Raw genomic sequence first — 15943 nt, forward strand, 5'->3', positions numbered from 1 at the left:
CCGCCGGAAGCCATGCGGAGAAAGGGATACCGGCGCGGTCTGGGGAATCCCTGGGTTCCTGATCCGTCCTTCGCCCGGCTCCACCGCGGCCCCATCCGGGTCTCACCCGTCCGGGCCATGGTGTCGGCGCGAGTCCGGAAGAGGTTTCCGGGCGTTCGTTCGGAGAGTGAGGAGCATATGGCCGGACAACGCACCGCCCTGGTCACCGGAGCCAACCGGGGGCTCGGGCAAGCGGTCGCCGCCGAACTGTCCCGCCGGGGACTGAGGGTCGTGCCCACCGCGCGGAAAGCGGTCGGGGCGCGCGTGCTCGACGTCACCGACGCTGACAGCGTACGGAAAGCCGCCGAGCAGGTCGGCGCCGTCGACGTGCTGATCTGCAACGCGGGTGTCCTGCTCGACGGCGGCACCGATCCGCTGTCGGTGCCGCTGGATCTCGTCGAGCGCACCCTGGCGGTGAACCTGCTGGGCGGTTGGCGGGTGGCGCAGCTGTTCGTCCCGGGGATGATCAGCCGGGGCTGGGGCCGGGTGGTCTTCGTCTCCAGCGGCACCGGGACCTTCGACGGAGGGCTCTTCACCGGGGCCCCCGGCTATTCGGTGTCGAAGACGGCGCTCAACGGACTGACCACGATGCTGGCCGCGCACACGAAGGGCACCGGGGTACTGGTGAACGCGGTGAACCCGGGGCCGACCCGGACCAGGATGATGCCGACGGCGCCGCGGCCCGTGCACGAGTCCGCGAACGACATCGTCCACGCCGCGATGCTTTCCGACGACGGACCGTCCGGGGTGCTCCTGCGGGACCGGCGGCCCGCCCCCTGGTAGCGGCGCGCTTTGTCGAGCGCGATTTCAGATGTTCCCCACCATCGCCGGAAATCATCGGCCTGCCCAGCCGAATCCGTTCAGAAGGGACGACCGTGCACCGCACCTTGATCGTCGCGAAGCTGCGGACCGACAAGCCCCAGCAGATCGCCGACGCCTTCGCCGAATCCGACGCGACCGAACTGCCGCGGATGATCGGCGTGTCACGACGAACGCTGTTCACCTTCCACGACCTGTACTTCCATCTCGTCGAGGCCGACGAGGACATCTCTCCCAGCCTGTACCGGGCACGCGAACACCCGCTGTACCAGAAGCTCAACACGACACTCGCCGAACTGGTTTCGCCGTACGACCCCGGTTGGAAGGAACCGAAGGACGCGATGGCCGACCCGCTCTACGTGTGGACCGCCGAGAAGGGACGAACGACGTGACGACGATCCAGCCGCCGAAGGTACGAGCCGAGGACGTCGCGTCCAATCGCAAACGCGGAGGTGACATCCGGGTCACCCTGAGCCCGAAGACCGTGGGATCCACCTCCGGTTTCGGCGGCGTGCTGTGGCTGGCGCCCGGCGAGTTCGTCACCGAGCACTACCACCCCCACTCCGAGGAGTTCCTGCACGTCATCACCGGAGATCTGGAGATGACGCTGGACGGCGAGGCGGTGCGGCTCGTCGCGGGGGAATCGCTCCTCGTCCCGATCGGCGTCCGTCATCGGCTGGTCAACCGGGGCGGAGTGCCCGCGCAGGTGGTGTTCCACCTGTCGCCGTTGGCCCCCAGGCCCGATCTCGGCCACGTGGACACCGAGACCCCGGCACATCCGGACCAGTCCGGACCCGACGTCGGAGCGGCGCGATGACGAGGACGGCCGTCATCACCGGGATCGGCGTGGTGGCACCCGGCGCGCTGGGCAGCACGGCGTTCTGGGACCTCCTGTCCGAAGGACGGACGGCCACCCGCCCGATCACCCTGTTCGACGCCGGCCGGTTCCGGTCCAGGATCGCCGCCGAGGCGGACTTCGACCCGGCCGCGGCCGGACTGTCCGCCCAGGAGATCCGGCGGATGGACCGCGCCGCCCAGTTCGCGGTCGTTTCGGCGAGGGAAGCGGTGGCCGACAGCGGGCTGGCCTTCGACGCGATCGAGCCGGAGCGGGTGGCGGTCGCCCTCGGCAGCGCGGTCGGCTGCACGATGGGCTTGGAGGAGGAGTACGCCGTACTGGCCGACGACGGCAAACGGTGGCTCGTCGACCACACCTACGGCGTCCCCCATCTCTACGGCTACATGGTGCCGAGCACGCTCGCCGTCGAAGTCGCGCGGGACGTCGCCGCCGAGGGGCCGGTGGCCCTGATCTCGACCGGGTGCACCTCGGGCCTCGACGCCGTCGGGCACGGGGCGGCGTTGATCCGGGAAGGCTCGGCGGACGTGGTGCTCGCGGGCGCCACGGACGCTCCGCTTTCGCCGATCACGTCCGCCTGCTTCGACGCGATCCGTGCCACCTCGGCGAACAACGAGGATCCGGCGCACGCTTCACGCCCCTTCGACGCGCATCGGGACGGCTTCGTCCTCGGCGAGGGAGCCGCCGTGCTGGTTCTCGAAGACAAGGCCGCGGCTCGCCGCCGCGGAGCGCGGATCTACGCCGAAGTATCGGGTTTCGCCAGCCGCAGCAACGCTTTTCACATGACCGGCCTGAAACCCGACGGTGCCGAGATGGCCGAGGCGATCACCCACGCGCTGCGGCAGGCGGAAATCGACCCCACCGACGTCGGCTACGTCAACGCGCACGGATCCGGCACGAAACAGAACGACCGCCACGAGACCGCCGCGTTCAAGCGCAGTCTCGGCGCGCACGCCTACCGTGTCCCGGTGAGCTCGATCAAGTCGATGATCGGCCATTCCCTCGGCGCGATCGGCTCTCTCGAGCTCGCGGCCTGCGCGCTGGCGCTGGACCGCCAGGTCGTTCCGCCGACCGCGAACCTGCACAACGCCGACCCCGAATGCGACCTCGACTACGTGCCGAACACGGCGAGGGATCACCGGATGGACGTGGTGCTGAGCGTGGGCAGCGGATTCGGCGGCTTCCAGAGCGCCGCCGTCCTGACCAAGGGGTGACGGCCGGCCCCGAAGAGCACACCGGCCGCGGCGGCACTCTCTACGATGGGGAGGTGTTCTCTTTGGCGGAGCCGCCGTTGTTCGCCCGGTTGAAACCGGCGTCGAATGTCCTTCTGGCCGGGGCAGGTGGCGGATTCGACGTCTACGCGGCTCTGCCGCTGGCCTTCGCGTTACGAGCCCAAGGCAAGCGGGTGCACCTGGCGAACCTGTCGTTCAGCGAACTCGCGCGACTGGATCTGGACGACTGGGTGGCACCGGATGTCGCGGCCGTCGGGGCCGACAGCGTGGGCAGCGACGACTACTTCCCCGAACGCACGCTCGCCCGGTGGCTACGCGATCAGGGCCTGCCATCGACGGTGCACGCGTTCCCCCGCACCGGGGTCCGGCGGCTGCGGGCGGCCTATCGCGCGCTCGTGCGGCATCTGGGCGTGGACGCGATCGTGCTGGTGGACGGCGGCACGGACATTCTCATGCGCGGCGACGAGTCCGGGCTCGGGACGCCCGAAGAGGACATGACCAGCCTTGCCGCCGTCTCCGCGATCGAGGACGTCGACAGGCTCGTGGCGTGCCTGGGTTTCGGGATCGACTCCTATCACGGCGTGTGCCACTCCCACGTGCTGGAGAACCTGGCCGCGCTCGACCGGGCCGGTGGCTACCTGGGAGCGCTGTCGATCCCTTCCGCGTCACCGGAAGCGCAGGCCTACCGGGATGCCGTCGCGCACGCGCAAGCGGCCACCCCGATCCGGCCGAGCATCGTGAACGGGCAGATCGCGGCGGCCCTGCGAGGAGAGTTCGGGAACGTGGCGTTCACTTCGCGCACGGCGGGCAGCGAACTGTTCGTGAACCCGCTGATGGGCATGTACTTCACCGTCGACCTGAGGATGCTCGCCGCGTCCGTGGGCTACCTCGACAGGCTGCGGGACACCGAAACCATGCTCGAAGTGGCGCGGGCCATCACGGACCACCGCGACACCGTGCTCCTGCGGCCGGGGCAGGCCTTTCCGCACTGATCGAGTCGTGAAGGGAAATGCGGTTGAGGAGCCACTGGTCCCGGCCACGCCACACCGGCCTACCGGCCGGGCACTTCACGACGTACCTCCGACAGGATCCGAAGAGTGCGGGGAAAGTCACGTAGTTCCTCGGCCAAGGTGTCGAGCACCGGGCTCAGAAACCCGTCGGTGATCCCCCGCGCCGCCAGAAACCCTTCGAGCCATTCGAGATGTTCGGCGAACGGCCGCGATTCGCCGACATAGACCGCCGCGCCGAGGAAGTCGACGATCTGCGTCAAGCTGTCGCGAAACCAGGCGCGGTCATCGTGGTCGCGGGGGAAGACGTCGAGCACGGTTCGCATGGCGCGCACCAGCCGCGGTCGGAGCCGCGTCACGAGCGTGTACTCCTGGTCCGCCAAATGGGGCAGATCCTCGATCGGCCGATGGGTGTCACGGGGACTCACCGGAAGTGCCCGCGCCAGCTCGACCGCGGCCTCGCGCGGGCCCGGCGCCCACAGGTCCGCGCCGAGCATCGACGCGTAACGCCCGTCCGGGCCGAAGGCGCTGCCGCCGATCACGACGGCCGTTCCGGCGCCGTGGCAGGCACAAACGGTCGTATGCGCTGTCGGCAGACGAGGCGCCAGGGAACCGGACAGCGCCACCATCTGCGGTTTGGTGCTCCTCACGTGCGCGATCAAATGCGGCGGGGTCACTTGCCCGCCGAGGAAGTCGACCTGGAAACCACGCAATATCAGCACTTCGGCCAGCAACCGGGCCGCCAGTACGTGCCATTCCCCATCCACACACGCCACCACGACGCGGGGCAGATGCGGCCGTGGACGGCCGACAGCGATGCCGAGGCTGACGACGACCCGCTCGTTGATCGCCGTCGCGGCGTGCTCTTGGGCGACCGTGAGCCGGTTCGTGGCCCACTGTTCGCCTATCCGGCGCTGCGCCCCGCCGATGATCTCCAGCAGGACGGTCTCGGCCCCCAGCCCCGCGTCCAGGCCCGCCAGCGCGGCCTTCCTCGCGGCCGTCTCGTCCCCTGACACCGCTGCCCGCAGCAGCGCGTCTCTCGGCCTTCGCGTCGCGTCATCAGCCATGTGGTGACCGGGAGGGCATTTCGGCGACCCCTCCTCGGGATAGTGCCGGTGCGGAAACCTGTCAGACTCGGAGTCGCTGAACCGGCACTCGCCGTTACCGGATTACGCCGGTTCAGCGACCCTTGCGGAAGATCGCGGTCATCTGCGCCCTCGGGGACATCTGCCACGAAATCGGCCGTCACGACGACGCGATCGGTCACCTCGGCCAGGCTCCGCCGAGGTCCGATCCTACCTGAAGCAAGCCCGCTGAACGCCCCTAGAGGAAGGTAAGTGGCACCTTCTTCAGCTCGCCCGTGTCAAGATCGGCGGCGATGACCTCGCATCCTCCGCCCGGAGCCTTGCAATCGTAGTCCAGCTCGTCCCAGGACAGATACCGGAAGACCGTGGCCGTGGTCGACATACCACCGTTCGCATCCGAAATCGGGTATCCGATGGTGTAACAGTCTCCCTCTATCGTGCATTCGAGCAGCATCGTCTGCCGATTCGGCGTGAAGCCACTGATGCCGACACTGACGATTTGCTCCGCGGCGAGATTCGTCGACGGCGAAACGGTCAGCGTCCAGTCCGATTCCCTTGCCGCTGCGGCAAAGAACGTGCTACCGAGGCCCAGCACGGCGATCAGGGCGACAAGCGCACCCTTTACGGCAAGACTCGATGATTTCATTGGTCCCCCTCCACGGAAACTTACCGGAATAAGTCTGCCGTCGACGCCGGAAGGGCGTCAACCGCCGACAGTGAGAGGAATTCAGGCGGCCCTTTCCTTGTCATATTCCTTCTTGACCGCCATCGAGATCTTGTCACGTTCCTCGGTCCTGAAACCGGCCGCCTCGCAGCACCGGAGGTCCTGTCCCGCCGCGGCGGTGCCGCCCGCGCCCTCCGAGGTAGGGCTAGCCCTACCTCGGAGATCATTGTCTCCTCGGTGGGTTCGCGCCCCGCGCTCGATCAGACTCCTCACCATGGTTCTGGTACAGGATTCGAAGGACGCACCGCCGCGGGATGTCGTCGAGCTCGCCGACGTCACGAAGGTGCACCCTGGCGGGGTGCGGGCGCTCGACGGCGTCACCGTCGGGTTCGGGCGAGGCTCGTTCACCGCGGTGATGGGGCCGTCGGGCTCGGGCAAGTCGACACTGCTGCACTGCGCCGCCGGGCTGGACAGGCCGTCGAGCGGCCGGGTCGTGCTCGCGGGGCAGGACATCGCCGGGCTCCGCGAGCCGAAGCTGACAGCGGTTCGGCGGGCACACGTCGGGTTCGTGTTCCAGTCGTTCAACCTCGTCGACTCGTTGTCGGTGTGGGACAACGTGTTGCTGCCGCAGCAGCTGGCAGGCAAGCGCCCGGACCGCGAGTGGGCCAAGGAGCTGTTGGCGCGTGTGGGGCTCGCCGGCCGGGAAAAAGCGCGGCCGGGTCAGCTGTCCGGTGGGCAGCAGCAGCGGGTCGCCCTCGCCCGCGCGCTGGCCTCCCGCCCCGGGGTGATCTTCGGTGACGAGCCGACCGGCGCGCTCGACCTCGCCACCGGTCGCGAGGTGCTGGCCCTGTTGCGCCGGTTCGTCGACGAATTCGGCGCGACGATCGTGATGGTCACCCACGATCCGGCGGCGGCGGCCTGGGCGGATCGGGTGGTGTTCCTCGCCGACGGACGGGTCGCGGGCGAGTTGCCCGCTCCCACGGCGGAGCAGGTTTCGGCACGGATGATGGAGCTGACCAAATGATCGTGAAACTGGCGGTGGCGAGCGTCAAGCATCGCCTCGGCTCCTTCGTCGGCACTCTCCTGACCGCCTTCCTCGCGGTCGCCCTGATCGCGGGCAGCGGCCTGCTGCTGTGGTCGGTCCTGACCGCGGGCCCGGGCTCCGATCGCTTCGGGGGTGCCGACGCCGTGGTCGCCGGGCACCGCTCGATCACCCTGACCACCGAGGAGGACAAGGGCGACAAGGTCAAGGTCAAGACGAAGGACGAGCGGCTCACCGGCGCGGAACCGCTGCCGTCCACCGTCGTCGAAACGGTCGCCGGCACTCCCGGTGTGACCACGGCGATCGCGGACTACGCGTTCCCGGTCGCGCTCGACCTCGGTGGCGAACCGCTCCGCGCACCGGACGCCGCCACCGTGGCGCACGGCTGGGCGTCCGCCGAAGTGACCCCGTATCCGCTGAGCGACGGCGCCGCACCGCGACCCGGCGAAGTCGTGGTCCAGGGCGGGTTCGGTGTCCGTGTCGGGCAGACGGTGCGAGTGACCAGCCGCTCCGGGGTCCGCGAGCTTCGGGTCAGCGGTGTGGTCGGCGGCGACGTTCCGGGCCAGGCGGCGGTGTTCGTCGCGGATTCCCAGGTCGCCGAGGTGTCCGGGTTGACCGGGCCCACCGCCGTCGTGGTCCGCGGTTCGGAGGCCGGTCTCACCGCCTTGCGGGATCGGCTCGGTGCCACGGCGACCGTCCACACCGGAGCGGACAAGGTGACCGCCGATCTCCCCGGCGCGGTGCCCGACTACATCGGTGCCATCTCGATCTTCGGTTTCGTCCTCGGTATCACCGGGTTCGCGGCGGTGTTCGTGCTCACCGGAACGGTGTCGCTCGCGGTCCGGCAACGGCTGCGCGAACTGGCGATGCTGCGCACGGCCGGTGCCACCCCGAGGCAGCTGCGCGGCATGCTGCGCCTGGAGATCACGCTCGTGACCCTGGTCGCGGCCGTTCCCGCACTGCCGATCGGGATCGTGGTGGCGGAACTGGTGGCCGCCCGGTTCCGGGAGCTCGGCGCGGTACCGCCGCAGTTCACCGTGTCGCTGAACGTGCCGGTGCTGATCGCCTCGGTACTGGCAGGTCTGCTGGTGACGGTGTCCGCCACCGGCATCGCGGCCCGCCGGGCGACGCGGATCGCGCCGACCCAGGCACTCCGGGAAACGGTCACCGCGGGCCACATCGGCTGGGTGCCGCGGGTGGTGGCCGCGGTCGTACTGGCCGGTGGCGCGGCCGCGGTGCTGACCCTGGTCCCGCTCGGCGGCCAGTTCGGCATGGGCATGGGCTTCGTCTCGTGTTCGCTGCTGCTCTGCGCGGTCGCCGCGCTCGGGCCGATCGCGGTCGGCGCGCTGACCGCCGTGGTGTCCCGGCTGGGCGCCGTCACCGGGGTGCTCGGCCGTCTCGCCGGCGCGATGACCCGCGCCGAGAGCCGCCGGGTCGTCGGGGTCGCCATCCCGCTGACCCTGATGTTCGCGATCAACGCCACGATGCTGCTCAACGGCGACATCCTGACCAAGGTCACCGCCGATCAGCAGGCCGCGCGGACCGCGACGGCGACCGTGCGGGTAGCCGCCACCAACGCGCCGGGCCTGCCGCTGACGACCGCGGCCGAGGTCGCCTCACTGTCCGAGGTGACGGGGTCCGCGGCGACCGTCGGCACCCGTGTGGTCGTCGACGAGGGCGGCAAACCGGAGGACTACGCGGCCCAGGGCCTGCGGACCACCGGCGAGCAGGCACTCGATCTCGGCGTCACCGCGGGCGAACTGCCGCTGCAGGACGGGACGGTCGCGGTGAGCGGCCCGCTCGCCGAGGCACGTGGCTGGAAGATGGGCGACCGGCCGGTGTTCTGGCTGGCCGACGGCACCCGGGTCGACCTGACCGTGGTCGGTGTCTACGCGAACTGGCGCGGCTTCGGTGACCTCGTCCTGCCCGCCGGACTCGTGGCCGCCCACGACCCCCGCGGTCTCGTCGGTGCCTTGTACCTGCGAGGCCCGGCGGACCTGGCCGAAAAGGTCGGCGAGCGGTGGCCGACGCTCGCGGCGACCGGCGCCGCGGACCCGAAGGCGGGCACGGCGGACGTCCAGAACCAGCAGGCCGCCTGGGAGCTGATGGTGGTCATCTCGCTCGGCTTCACCGCGATCGCCGTGGTCAACACCTTCGCCATCGCCACCGGCGCCCGTCGCCGCGAGTTCGCCGATCTGCGGCTGGCCGGCGCCACGGCACGCCAGCTGCACCGGATGCTCGGCCGGGAAACGTTCATCACCGTCATCGTCGCGCTCGTGCTCGGCTGCTTGATCAGCGGTGCGGTGGTGGGCACGTTCAGCGTCGCGCAGGACGGGCAGTGGCGGCTGTTCGCCGAACCGGTGCGGTATCTGGCTTTGATCGCCGGGGTCGGTCTGCTCGGTCTGGTCGCCGGGGCGGTCCCCGCCCGCTTGGTGATCAAACGCCGGTCACTGCCCGCTCTCAACGGCTAAGTTGACCTTCATGATCCGCCGCGGGGCCGGCGCACTGGCCTACCTGCTGACCAGCCTGGTGCTGGGGCCCGCCACCTTCGTGTGGGCCCTGGTCACCACGCTGGTCAGCGGCGTGCTCTCGTTCACCTACCTCGGTCCGCCCGCGTTCCTCGCGGTGACGTGGGCGACCCGCCGGATCACCACGCTCGAACGCCTGCGAGCGGGCCTGGTCCTCGGCAGGGCGGTCGAATCCCCCTACGATCCGTTGCCGCGTGCCCACCCGTGGGCGCGCGGCCGCGCGGTGATCCGGGATCCGGCGACCTGGCGGGACCTCGCGTGGCTGCTTCTGTTGCCGCTGGCCGGGGTCGCCGGGCTGGCAGGCGCACTCATCGCGGTGGTCGACCTCGGCGCGATCGTCGCGCCGCTGTGGCTGTGGGCGGTGCCCAACCCTTATCTGCCGCCGATCGTGGACTGGCTGTTCAACACCGTCGGCGGCCGGTTCGCGCTCACCGTGATCGGGCTGGCGCTGGCACCCGCGGTGTGGTGGCTCGTCGTCACGATGGCCCGGCTGCAGGCCCGGCTGGCGGCGACCCTGCTCGAACCGGGACCGCGGGCCCGGCTCGCCCGGCGGGCCCGCGAACTGTTCGCCACCCGCCGCCGCGTGGTGGACGTGCAGGCCGCCGAACTCCAGCGGATCGAACGCGACCTGCACGACGGCGCACAGGCGAGAATGGTGGCCGCCGGGATGACCCTCGCGCTGGCGGACCGCAAGATGCGCATCTCCGGCCAGCCCGCGATGGACGACGTGCGAACCGCGCGCAGGCAACTCGACGAGGCCTTGGCCGAACTGCGCAGGCTGGTGCGCGGCATCCACCCGCCGATCCTCACCGACCGGGGACTGGTCGCCGCGCTCGCGGCCTTGGCGGGCGACGCGCCGCTCCCCATCGGAATCGAAGCGGGAGCACTCGGCGAAATCCCGTCGTCGGTCGAGTCGGCCGCCTACTTCCTGACCGCCGAGTCGATCTCCAACGTCGTCAAGCACGCCGCCGCGGATTCGTGCACCGTGACCATCAGCCGGTCCCCCGGCCTGCTCACGGTCAGGATCCGCGACGACGGCCAAGGCGGCGCCGACCCGCTCGGGTCCGGTTTGGACGGTCTGCGCCGTCGGATCGAAGCACTCGACGGCACCCTGTCGATCACCAGTCCGGTCGGTGGCCCGACCGTCATCCACGCGGAGCTGCCATGCGCATCGTGATCGCCGAAGATCTTCTGCTGCTGCGCGACGGACTGGTACGGATGCTCACCGATACCGGGCACACCGTCGTCGCCGCGGTCGCCACCGCCCCCGAACTCGAGGCCGCGGTGGCCGAACACGTGCCCGATCTGTCCATAGTGGACGTCCGGATGCCGCCGGGTTTCCGTGACGAGGGCCTGCGCGCCGCGCTCGCCATCCGCCGCCGTGCACCGAAGACACCGATCCTGATCCTGTCGCAGTACGTCGAGCGCGCGTATGCCGCCGAACTGATCGCCGACGGCAACGGCGCCGTCGGCTACCTGCTCAAGGACCGGGTGACCGCGCTGGACGAGTTCCTCGACGCCGTCGAGCGCGTCGCCGCCGGCGGTACCGCGATGGACCCAGAGGTCGTGCGGCAGCTTTTCGCCCGCAACAACGGCGACCACGGGATCGCCACCCTCACCGCCCGCGAACGCGAAGTCCTCGGCCTGATCGCGCAGGGCCACTCCAACTCCGCCATCTGTTCCGAACTCGTCCTCGCCCCCGCGTCGGTGGAAAAACACATCAGCAACATCCTGGCGAAATTGGACCTGCCGCCCGCCGACGACAGCCACCGCCGGGTACGCGCGGTGCTGGCCTACCTCAACCACTGACGGACGGCCACGGCGCCTGTCCGGGCCGCGCGCGTCCGCGCGGCCCGGACGGGTCGATCAGCCGTTGGCGGCGCTGGTGTTGACGTCGCCGTTGACGCCCTTGGGGAAGAACCCGCCGGAGGTGACGGCCTTCGGGTTCAGGTAGACGATGTTGAGGACCTGCCCGGGGGAACGGCTGTAGGCGATGCCGTTGCCGTCGGTGGGCACGATGTTGGCCCGGCCGTTCTTGTCGACGACGCCTTGGTCGAGGTCGGTGGTGCCGTCGAGGCTGTCTCGGGCGTTGGAGAGTTTGACGCTGGCTTCGCGGAGGTCCCGGCCGAGCAAGCCGAGGCCGAGGAGGCCGCCGGTGTGCTGGTAGAGCGCGGTGCGGATGTTCGCGGCGTGATAGGCCTCGACAGCGAGGATCCCGGCCGCGGCCTCGAGATAAGTCTTGTTGCTGATCAGCGGCGCGGCGCCCTTGTAGGCGGTGACGCCGACGTCTTCGAACAGGTACGCCGCCAGGAGGAAGTTCTCCTCGCAGGCGAACGCGTCGAAGCTCTGTCCCTTGCGGACTAGGCCCGCCGCCTGTGCCGCCGCGGTGAAGCTGGCCTGCAGGTCGATCGCCGGACGGCTCACCGCCGCGGATCCGAGCGCGGTGCGCAGGAATTCGACGTGGGCCTTCTCGTCCCCGGCGATCTCCTGGGCGTACTGCTTCGTGGCCTTCGTCTTGAACTTCACCGCCCGCCCGCCGCTGACCCCGCCCCGGGTACCGGTACCGGTGGTCAGCGAGTCGGCGAGCCCCTTTCCGGTGACGGCGTGCAGGTAGAATTCGGCTTCGAGGTACTCGAGGTTGAGCGCGAAATTGAGCACCGCGCCGTCGCTGACCCCCTCGGCCGCGGCCTGTGCGACGGCCGGGCGCGGAGCAGCGGACGCGATGGAGCCGCCCAGGCCACCGAGAGCCCCCGCTCCGACGACACCCAGCCCGGTCACCCCCGCGGCACGCAGGAATCGGCGGCGATCCTGTTCGTTCTCCGCACTGCGATTGATCATCGACGCGGCATAACGCTTGCCGAACACGAGCGATCTCCTTCCCGCCCGTGTCCTGCCTGCGCACAACGACGGGCGTACCCGCCCACCAGGCCGTGGCCGTCGGCGGACGAGGCTCTACTACGCGGACACCCGGTTTTCGTGCTGGGCGGACGATCAGCTTGGTCTTGTCCCGGCTTCGGCCGGAATTCACCAGAAACCGACGTCGCGGCCCCCACGTTCCGGTGAACAATCCCGGGCGATCAGGAATTGAACCGGGCCAGGTCCCGGTCGTAACCTGTGAAAAATGCAGTGGACGACGCTTCTCGCCACGCTCGTCGGGGCGGCCATCGCCATGGGAACCTCACTGGGAGTGCAGGCACGCAAGGACCGGCACGAATTGGCGGCCGAGTGGCGGCAGATCCGACGAGACATGTACATGACCTTTCTTTCCGTATTGGCAAGGTCTCGCAGCGAATTGCTGGCGCTTTCGAAGAAAAATGACCTGACCGAAGCGGAACTCGACGAGACGGCCCGTCAGGTGTTCGCGTCCTGCTACGAGCAGCGCCACCATCTCGAAGTGGTCGCGCCGCCCGCTGTGACAAAGGCCGCGCTGGCCTGCTTCCGGACCGTCCGCGCCCTGCGCAACGTGGTGGCGGCGGGCAACGGCGTCACCGACCCGGAATGGAAGGCCAACGCCGGCCAGATCAAACACACCTTGGAGTCCGTGCAGTCAGCGATGCGAGACGACTTGCAGCGAAGGTGACTCGCCTGCCTCGAGGTCCGTAACGGCGCGCTCGTTCCCGGCGACTACCTGACGCAGCCCGGGTGACGGGTGGAGTGCGAGGTGGCCATGGGTACTCCGGACCTGTTCGAGCACGCCTACGCGGCAGCCGTGTCCGAGGAACTGCCACCGGATCCGGTGGCGCAGGAGCGGCCAGGTCGCGAACTGAGACTACGGCGAGCGCCGTCGGCGGCGATCGCGCTCGGCGGATGTGTGGTGACGCCGGACAGGGCGATCGATCCCGGCTACGTGGTGATCGAAGACGGGGTCGTCCGGGCCGTCGAGCCTGTCGCGCCCGAGGCCGTGGAAGTGATCGACACCGGCGGCGTGATCGTTCCCGGGTTGATCGACCTGCACGGCCATCCCGAGTTCAACGTGTTCGCCGCGTGGGAACCGCCGCAGTCGTACGTCAACCGGTACGCCTGGCGGGACAGCGAGCTCTACGCGAAACTGGTGCGTGGGCCACAAAATCTGCTCCTGGAGAAACTGTCGCCGTGGACCCAGCTGCGGTACGCCGAGATCCGCGCACTCGTCGGCGGGGTGACCGCGATCCAAGGCGCCGGACAGCAAGCCTCCCGCTATCAGGACGAAGCCCTCGTCCGCAACGTCGACAAATGGATCTTCGGCGGGCAAGTGGGCCGCGCGATGATCGACCTGCCGTCCGGCACGCGAGGCGCGGACAGTCTCACCAGCATCCTCCGAGGCATCTCTGCGGGCACCGTGAAGGCGTTCTATCTCCATCTGGCCGAAGGCAAGCCGTCCAACTCGCGGTCAGCGACCGAGTTCGACACTCTGGTCGAACTCGGCGGCCTCACTCCCGCCACCGTCATCATCCATGGCACCGCCCTCTCGGAGACCCAACTCGGCGACGCGCACGACGCGGGCGCGAAGCTGGTGTGGTCCCCGCAATCGAATCTGCGCCTCTACGGCGAAACCACCCGGGCCGCGCACGCCGTGCGGCTGGGAATGCCGGTAGGGCTGGGGGCCGACTGGCTCCCCTCGGGATCGAGCAGCCTGCTCGCCGAAATGAAGGTCGCCCGGCGATCCCTCGCCACCCAAACCGGGCACGATCCAGGAGCCCGCAAACTCGTCGACATGGTCACCCGCGACGCCGCACGGATCGCCGGTCTCGAGGACATGCTCGGCACCATCGCCGCGGGCCGCCCGGCCGACCTGGCCGTGTTCGAACGACACCACGACGACCCGTGGGAAAACGTCGCGACGGCCGACCCGTCCCACGTTCAGCTCGTGCTGATCGGCGGCGACATCGCCTACGGACACCACGACCTGGTACACCGGCTTGTCGGCCACGACGCGGCTGACGACTTCGAGAGCCTGCTCGCATGGGGCAAACCCATGCTGCTCGACACCGGTTACCAAGCACGTCCCGGCGAAGCGGCCCCTCCCAGGCTCAGCGCGCTCCGCACCGAGCTGATCAGCGCCTACCCGCAAGTGGGGCCGATCTTCGCCTGATCGGTACGGCACCCAGGACCCGCGCTCCTCCGACCAAGGTCGCACCACCGCACTCGACCCCGGTCTAACGCGGTTTGGCCGCTGGCCCGATGTGCTGCCGATGCCGAATGGACAGACTCGTCGCCGAGCCAAAAAGCCGGGATCGTCTTTCGGGAGGCCAGTCATGTTCAAGAAGGTGCGAAGCCGCCAGATCGCCCGGCGGGTCAAACCCGGCGACGGGCACGCGCTGCCTCGGTTCCGCTGGTGGCAGCAGGTCGGCCGCGCACTGTTCTACCTCCGTCTGGCCGACGACGGTGGGGAAACCGTTTACGCCGTCGACGTCCGGCAGGGACGGACCGACTCCTCCGGTTACGCCAACGCCGATCTGTACCTCGACGGGAGACATCACGCCCGATCCCGGCTCCCGGCCGCCTTCCCCGTCCAGGGTGGCACGATCGAAGTGAAGAAGAGCGCCTTCGGGCTCAAGCGGTGTCACTACGTCACCGCCGGCGGAGCCGAGCGCCAGCTCCATCCGGATCGTGCCTCGGCCGAAGGGCGCCGCGCCCATTTCGACCACGCCCATCCCTCGCTCAGCCGCGGGATCAGGTTCTTCTCCTCGGTCGTGCTCCTCGTCTCCTTGGCCGTCCTGATCATGCAGCTGCTGGAGAAGCTGACCCGGCCGGCGCCGATCGCCGCGCATATCGGGACCTTCATTTCACCCGTGGACCTTCCGACGTGGCTCAACATCGCGATCGGGGCCACCGCGGCGCTGGCCAGCACGGAACGGGCGCTACGGCTGCGGTACCACTGGCTACTCGATGGCGGTGCGGGATGACCGGATCACGTAAGCCCGGTCGCAAGGGAATTCGCACTCACCGGGATCTAAAGCCATTGGAGCATGCCCTCGCCGTTGACAGTGGGGTGTTTCTCGCCGAAGGGAAGCTCGGCTTGGCGCGCGTAGGCGTCCAGTCGTTCGGCGATCTCGGTGAGCATCTCGGTCACGCTCCCCCAGTGGGTCGCGCTGAAACCGTCTCCGGGCGCCATCATCATGATCATGCCGTGGCCGGCTCCGGCGCGCAGGTCCACACAGAGGGTGGATCCCGTGATATCACGGCAAAAAGGGACCAGCGCGGAGCAGAACGGGCTTCCGTCATCGCCCGCTTGGTTCTGGTGTATCTGGTCCGGGCCGCAGCACGTCGGGTCTGTGGCAGAGGACTCCAAAATCCGTTGGTACTCCTCGTAAACCCGCCGTGCGGCGAGAGGCACGAACCCATTCGGCACCAGGTTCCCGGCGCGTTGATCGTATCGATCGGCGATACCGTCCATGAGCGTCCACCAGCCGACGAGGTCCGCCGGGAGTGAGAGACCGACTAGGCGTTGCAGATCGCGGAGATCCTCTGCCGGTCCGGGCGGGCGGATCTCGCGGGCGGTGGCGGGGGCGTGTTCCCGCAGCAAGTTCATGATCTGTTGCCATATCCCGTTCACCGGTGCGGTCACAGATTCCCCTCCTCCTGATTCACTCTCCGCGCATATGCCGAAACCGTGAAAGTGACAATTCGATCATGCTTCTCCGGCCGAGATTCACCTTGGGCCACATAGCGGGGGCCGTCCGGTTCTTGAAACG

General features: G+C 69.2%; 16 protein-coding genes. 12 read left to right on the forward strand and 4 right to left on the reverse strand.

Annotation, left to right across the window (positions count from 1 at the left end; genetic code table 11):
- Positions 1 to 177 precede the first annotated feature (177 nt).
- The 5 genes from ACLJRM_RS15405 to ACLJRM_RS15425 all read left to right on the forward strand — a co-directional run bounded on the left by ACLJRM_RS15405 (position 178) and on the right by ACLJRM_RS15425 (position 3935).
- Positions 178 to 822, forward strand: coding sequence for an SDR family NAD(P)-dependent oxidoreductase (locus tag ACLJRM_RS15405; RefSeq protein WP_410663324.1), 645 nt, complete (start codon positions 178 to 180; stop codon positions 820 to 822).
- A 92-nt stretch (positions 823 to 914) separates the two neighbouring features.
- A complete protein-coding gene (locus ACLJRM_RS15410) occupies positions 915 to 1250 on the forward strand; it encodes a TcmI family type II polyketide cyclase (protein ID WP_410663325.1) in 336 nt (111 codons plus the stop codon).
- Complete coding sequence (locus ACLJRM_RS15415) at positions 1247 to 1675, forward strand: cupin domain-containing protein (protein ID WP_410663326.1); 429 nt, start codon at positions 1247 to 1249, stop codon at positions 1673 to 1675. Before ACLJRM_RS15410 ends, ACLJRM_RS15415 begins: the two co-directional genes overlap by 4 nt.
- Positions 1672 to 2925, forward strand: a complete 1254-nt coding sequence (locus tag ACLJRM_RS15420; protein WP_410663327.1) for a beta-ketoacyl-[acyl-carrier-protein] synthase family protein — start codon at positions 1672 to 1674, stop codon at positions 2923 to 2925. The genes ACLJRM_RS15415 and ACLJRM_RS15420 overlap by 4 nt, the downstream gene beginning before the upstream one ends.
- Before the next feature lie 53 nt (positions 2926 to 2978).
- Complete coding sequence (locus ACLJRM_RS15425; RefSeq protein ID WP_410663328.1) at positions 2979 to 3935, forward strand: DUF1152 domain-containing protein; 957 nt, start codon at positions 2979 to 2981, stop codon at positions 3933 to 3935.
- 59 nt (positions 3936 to 3994) lie between these two features.
- Here ACLJRM_RS15425 and ACLJRM_RS15430 read toward each other — a convergent pair whose 3' ends face one another.
- The gene (locus ACLJRM_RS15430) at positions 3995 to 5017 is read right to left on the reverse strand and encodes a B12-binding domain-containing protein (RefSeq protein WP_410663329.1); all 1023 of its coding nucleotides are present in this window, start codon (positions 5015 to 5017) and stop codon (positions 3995 to 3997) included.
- 256 nt (positions 5018 to 5273) lie between these two features.
- Positions 5274 to 5681 (reverse strand): neocarzinostatin apoprotein domain-containing protein, encoded by a 408-nt coding sequence (locus ACLJRM_RS15435; RefSeq protein ID WP_410663330.1) that lies wholly within the window; start codon positions 5679 to 5681, stop codon positions 5274 to 5276.
- Between the two features lie 292 nt (positions 5682 to 5973).
- On the opposite strand from ACLJRM_RS15435, the gene ACLJRM_RS15440 reads away from it, so the two are divergent.
- The 4 genes from ACLJRM_RS15440 to ACLJRM_RS15455 are packed head-to-tail and all read left to right on the forward strand — an operon-like array spanning position 5974 to position 11078.
- The gene (locus ACLJRM_RS15440; RefSeq protein ID WP_101609089.1) at positions 5974 to 6723 is read left to right on the forward strand and encodes an ABC transporter ATP-binding protein; all 750 of its coding nucleotides are present in this window, start codon (positions 5974 to 5976) and stop codon (positions 6721 to 6723) included.
- Positions 6720 to 9212 (forward strand): FtsX-like permease family protein, encoded by a 2493-nt coding sequence (locus ACLJRM_RS15445; protein WP_410663331.1) that lies wholly within the window; start codon positions 6720 to 6722, stop codon positions 9210 to 9212. Before ACLJRM_RS15440 ends, ACLJRM_RS15445 begins: the two co-directional genes overlap by 4 nt.
- A gap of 10 nt (positions 9213 to 9222) precedes the next feature.
- Entirely contained in the window at positions 9223 to 10446 is a 1224-nt protein-coding gene (locus tag ACLJRM_RS15450; protein WP_410663332.1) for a sensor histidine kinase, read from the forward strand.
- Positions 10434 to 11078, forward strand: coding sequence for a response regulator transcription factor (locus ACLJRM_RS15455; RefSeq protein ID WP_101609090.1), 645 nt, complete (start codon positions 10434 to 10436; stop codon positions 11076 to 11078). Before ACLJRM_RS15450 ends, ACLJRM_RS15455 begins: the two co-directional genes overlap by 13 nt.
- A gap of 57 nt (positions 11079 to 11135) precedes the next feature.
- Here the strand turns inward: ACLJRM_RS15455 and ACLJRM_RS15460 are convergent, their stop codons facing one another.
- On the reverse strand, positions 11136 to 12134 hold the full coding sequence (locus ACLJRM_RS15460; protein ID WP_101609091.1) for a ferritin-like domain-containing protein: 999 nt from the start codon (positions 12132 to 12134) through the stop codon (positions 11136 to 11138).
- Positions 12135 to 12390: 256 nt separating this feature from the next.
- On the opposite strand from ACLJRM_RS15460, the gene ACLJRM_RS15465 reads away from it, so the two are divergent.
- From ACLJRM_RS15465 to ACLJRM_RS15475, 3 genes are all read left to right on the forward strand, one after another.
- Positions 12391 to 12849, forward strand: a complete 459-nt coding sequence (locus ACLJRM_RS15465) for a hypothetical protein (RefSeq protein ID WP_410663333.1) — start codon at positions 12391 to 12393, stop codon at positions 12847 to 12849.
- Between the two features lie 87 nt (positions 12850 to 12936).
- Positions 12937 to 14340, forward strand: coding sequence for an amidohydrolase family protein (locus tag ACLJRM_RS15470; RefSeq protein WP_410663334.1), 1404 nt, complete (start codon positions 12937 to 12939; stop codon positions 14338 to 14340).
- A gap of 163 nt (positions 14341 to 14503) precedes the next feature.
- Positions 14504 to 15154: a hypothetical protein gene (locus tag ACLJRM_RS15475; protein ID WP_410663335.1), complete on the forward strand. Its 651-nt coding sequence runs from the start codon at positions 14504 to 14506 to the stop codon at positions 15152 to 15154.
- 47 nt (positions 15155 to 15201) lie between these two features.
- Here the strand turns inward: ACLJRM_RS15475 and ACLJRM_RS15480 are convergent, their stop codons facing one another.
- Complete coding sequence (locus tag ACLJRM_RS15480) at positions 15202 to 15816, reverse strand: SMI1/KNR4 family protein (protein ID WP_410663336.1); 615 nt, start codon at positions 15814 to 15816, stop codon at positions 15202 to 15204.
- Between the last annotated feature and the right edge of the window lie 127 nt (positions 15817 to 15943).

The organism is Amycolatopsis sp. lyj-84 (assembly GCF_046549075.1).
Classification (GTDB): domain Bacteria; phylum Actinomycetota; class Actinomycetes; order Mycobacteriales; family Pseudonocardiaceae; genus Amycolatopsis.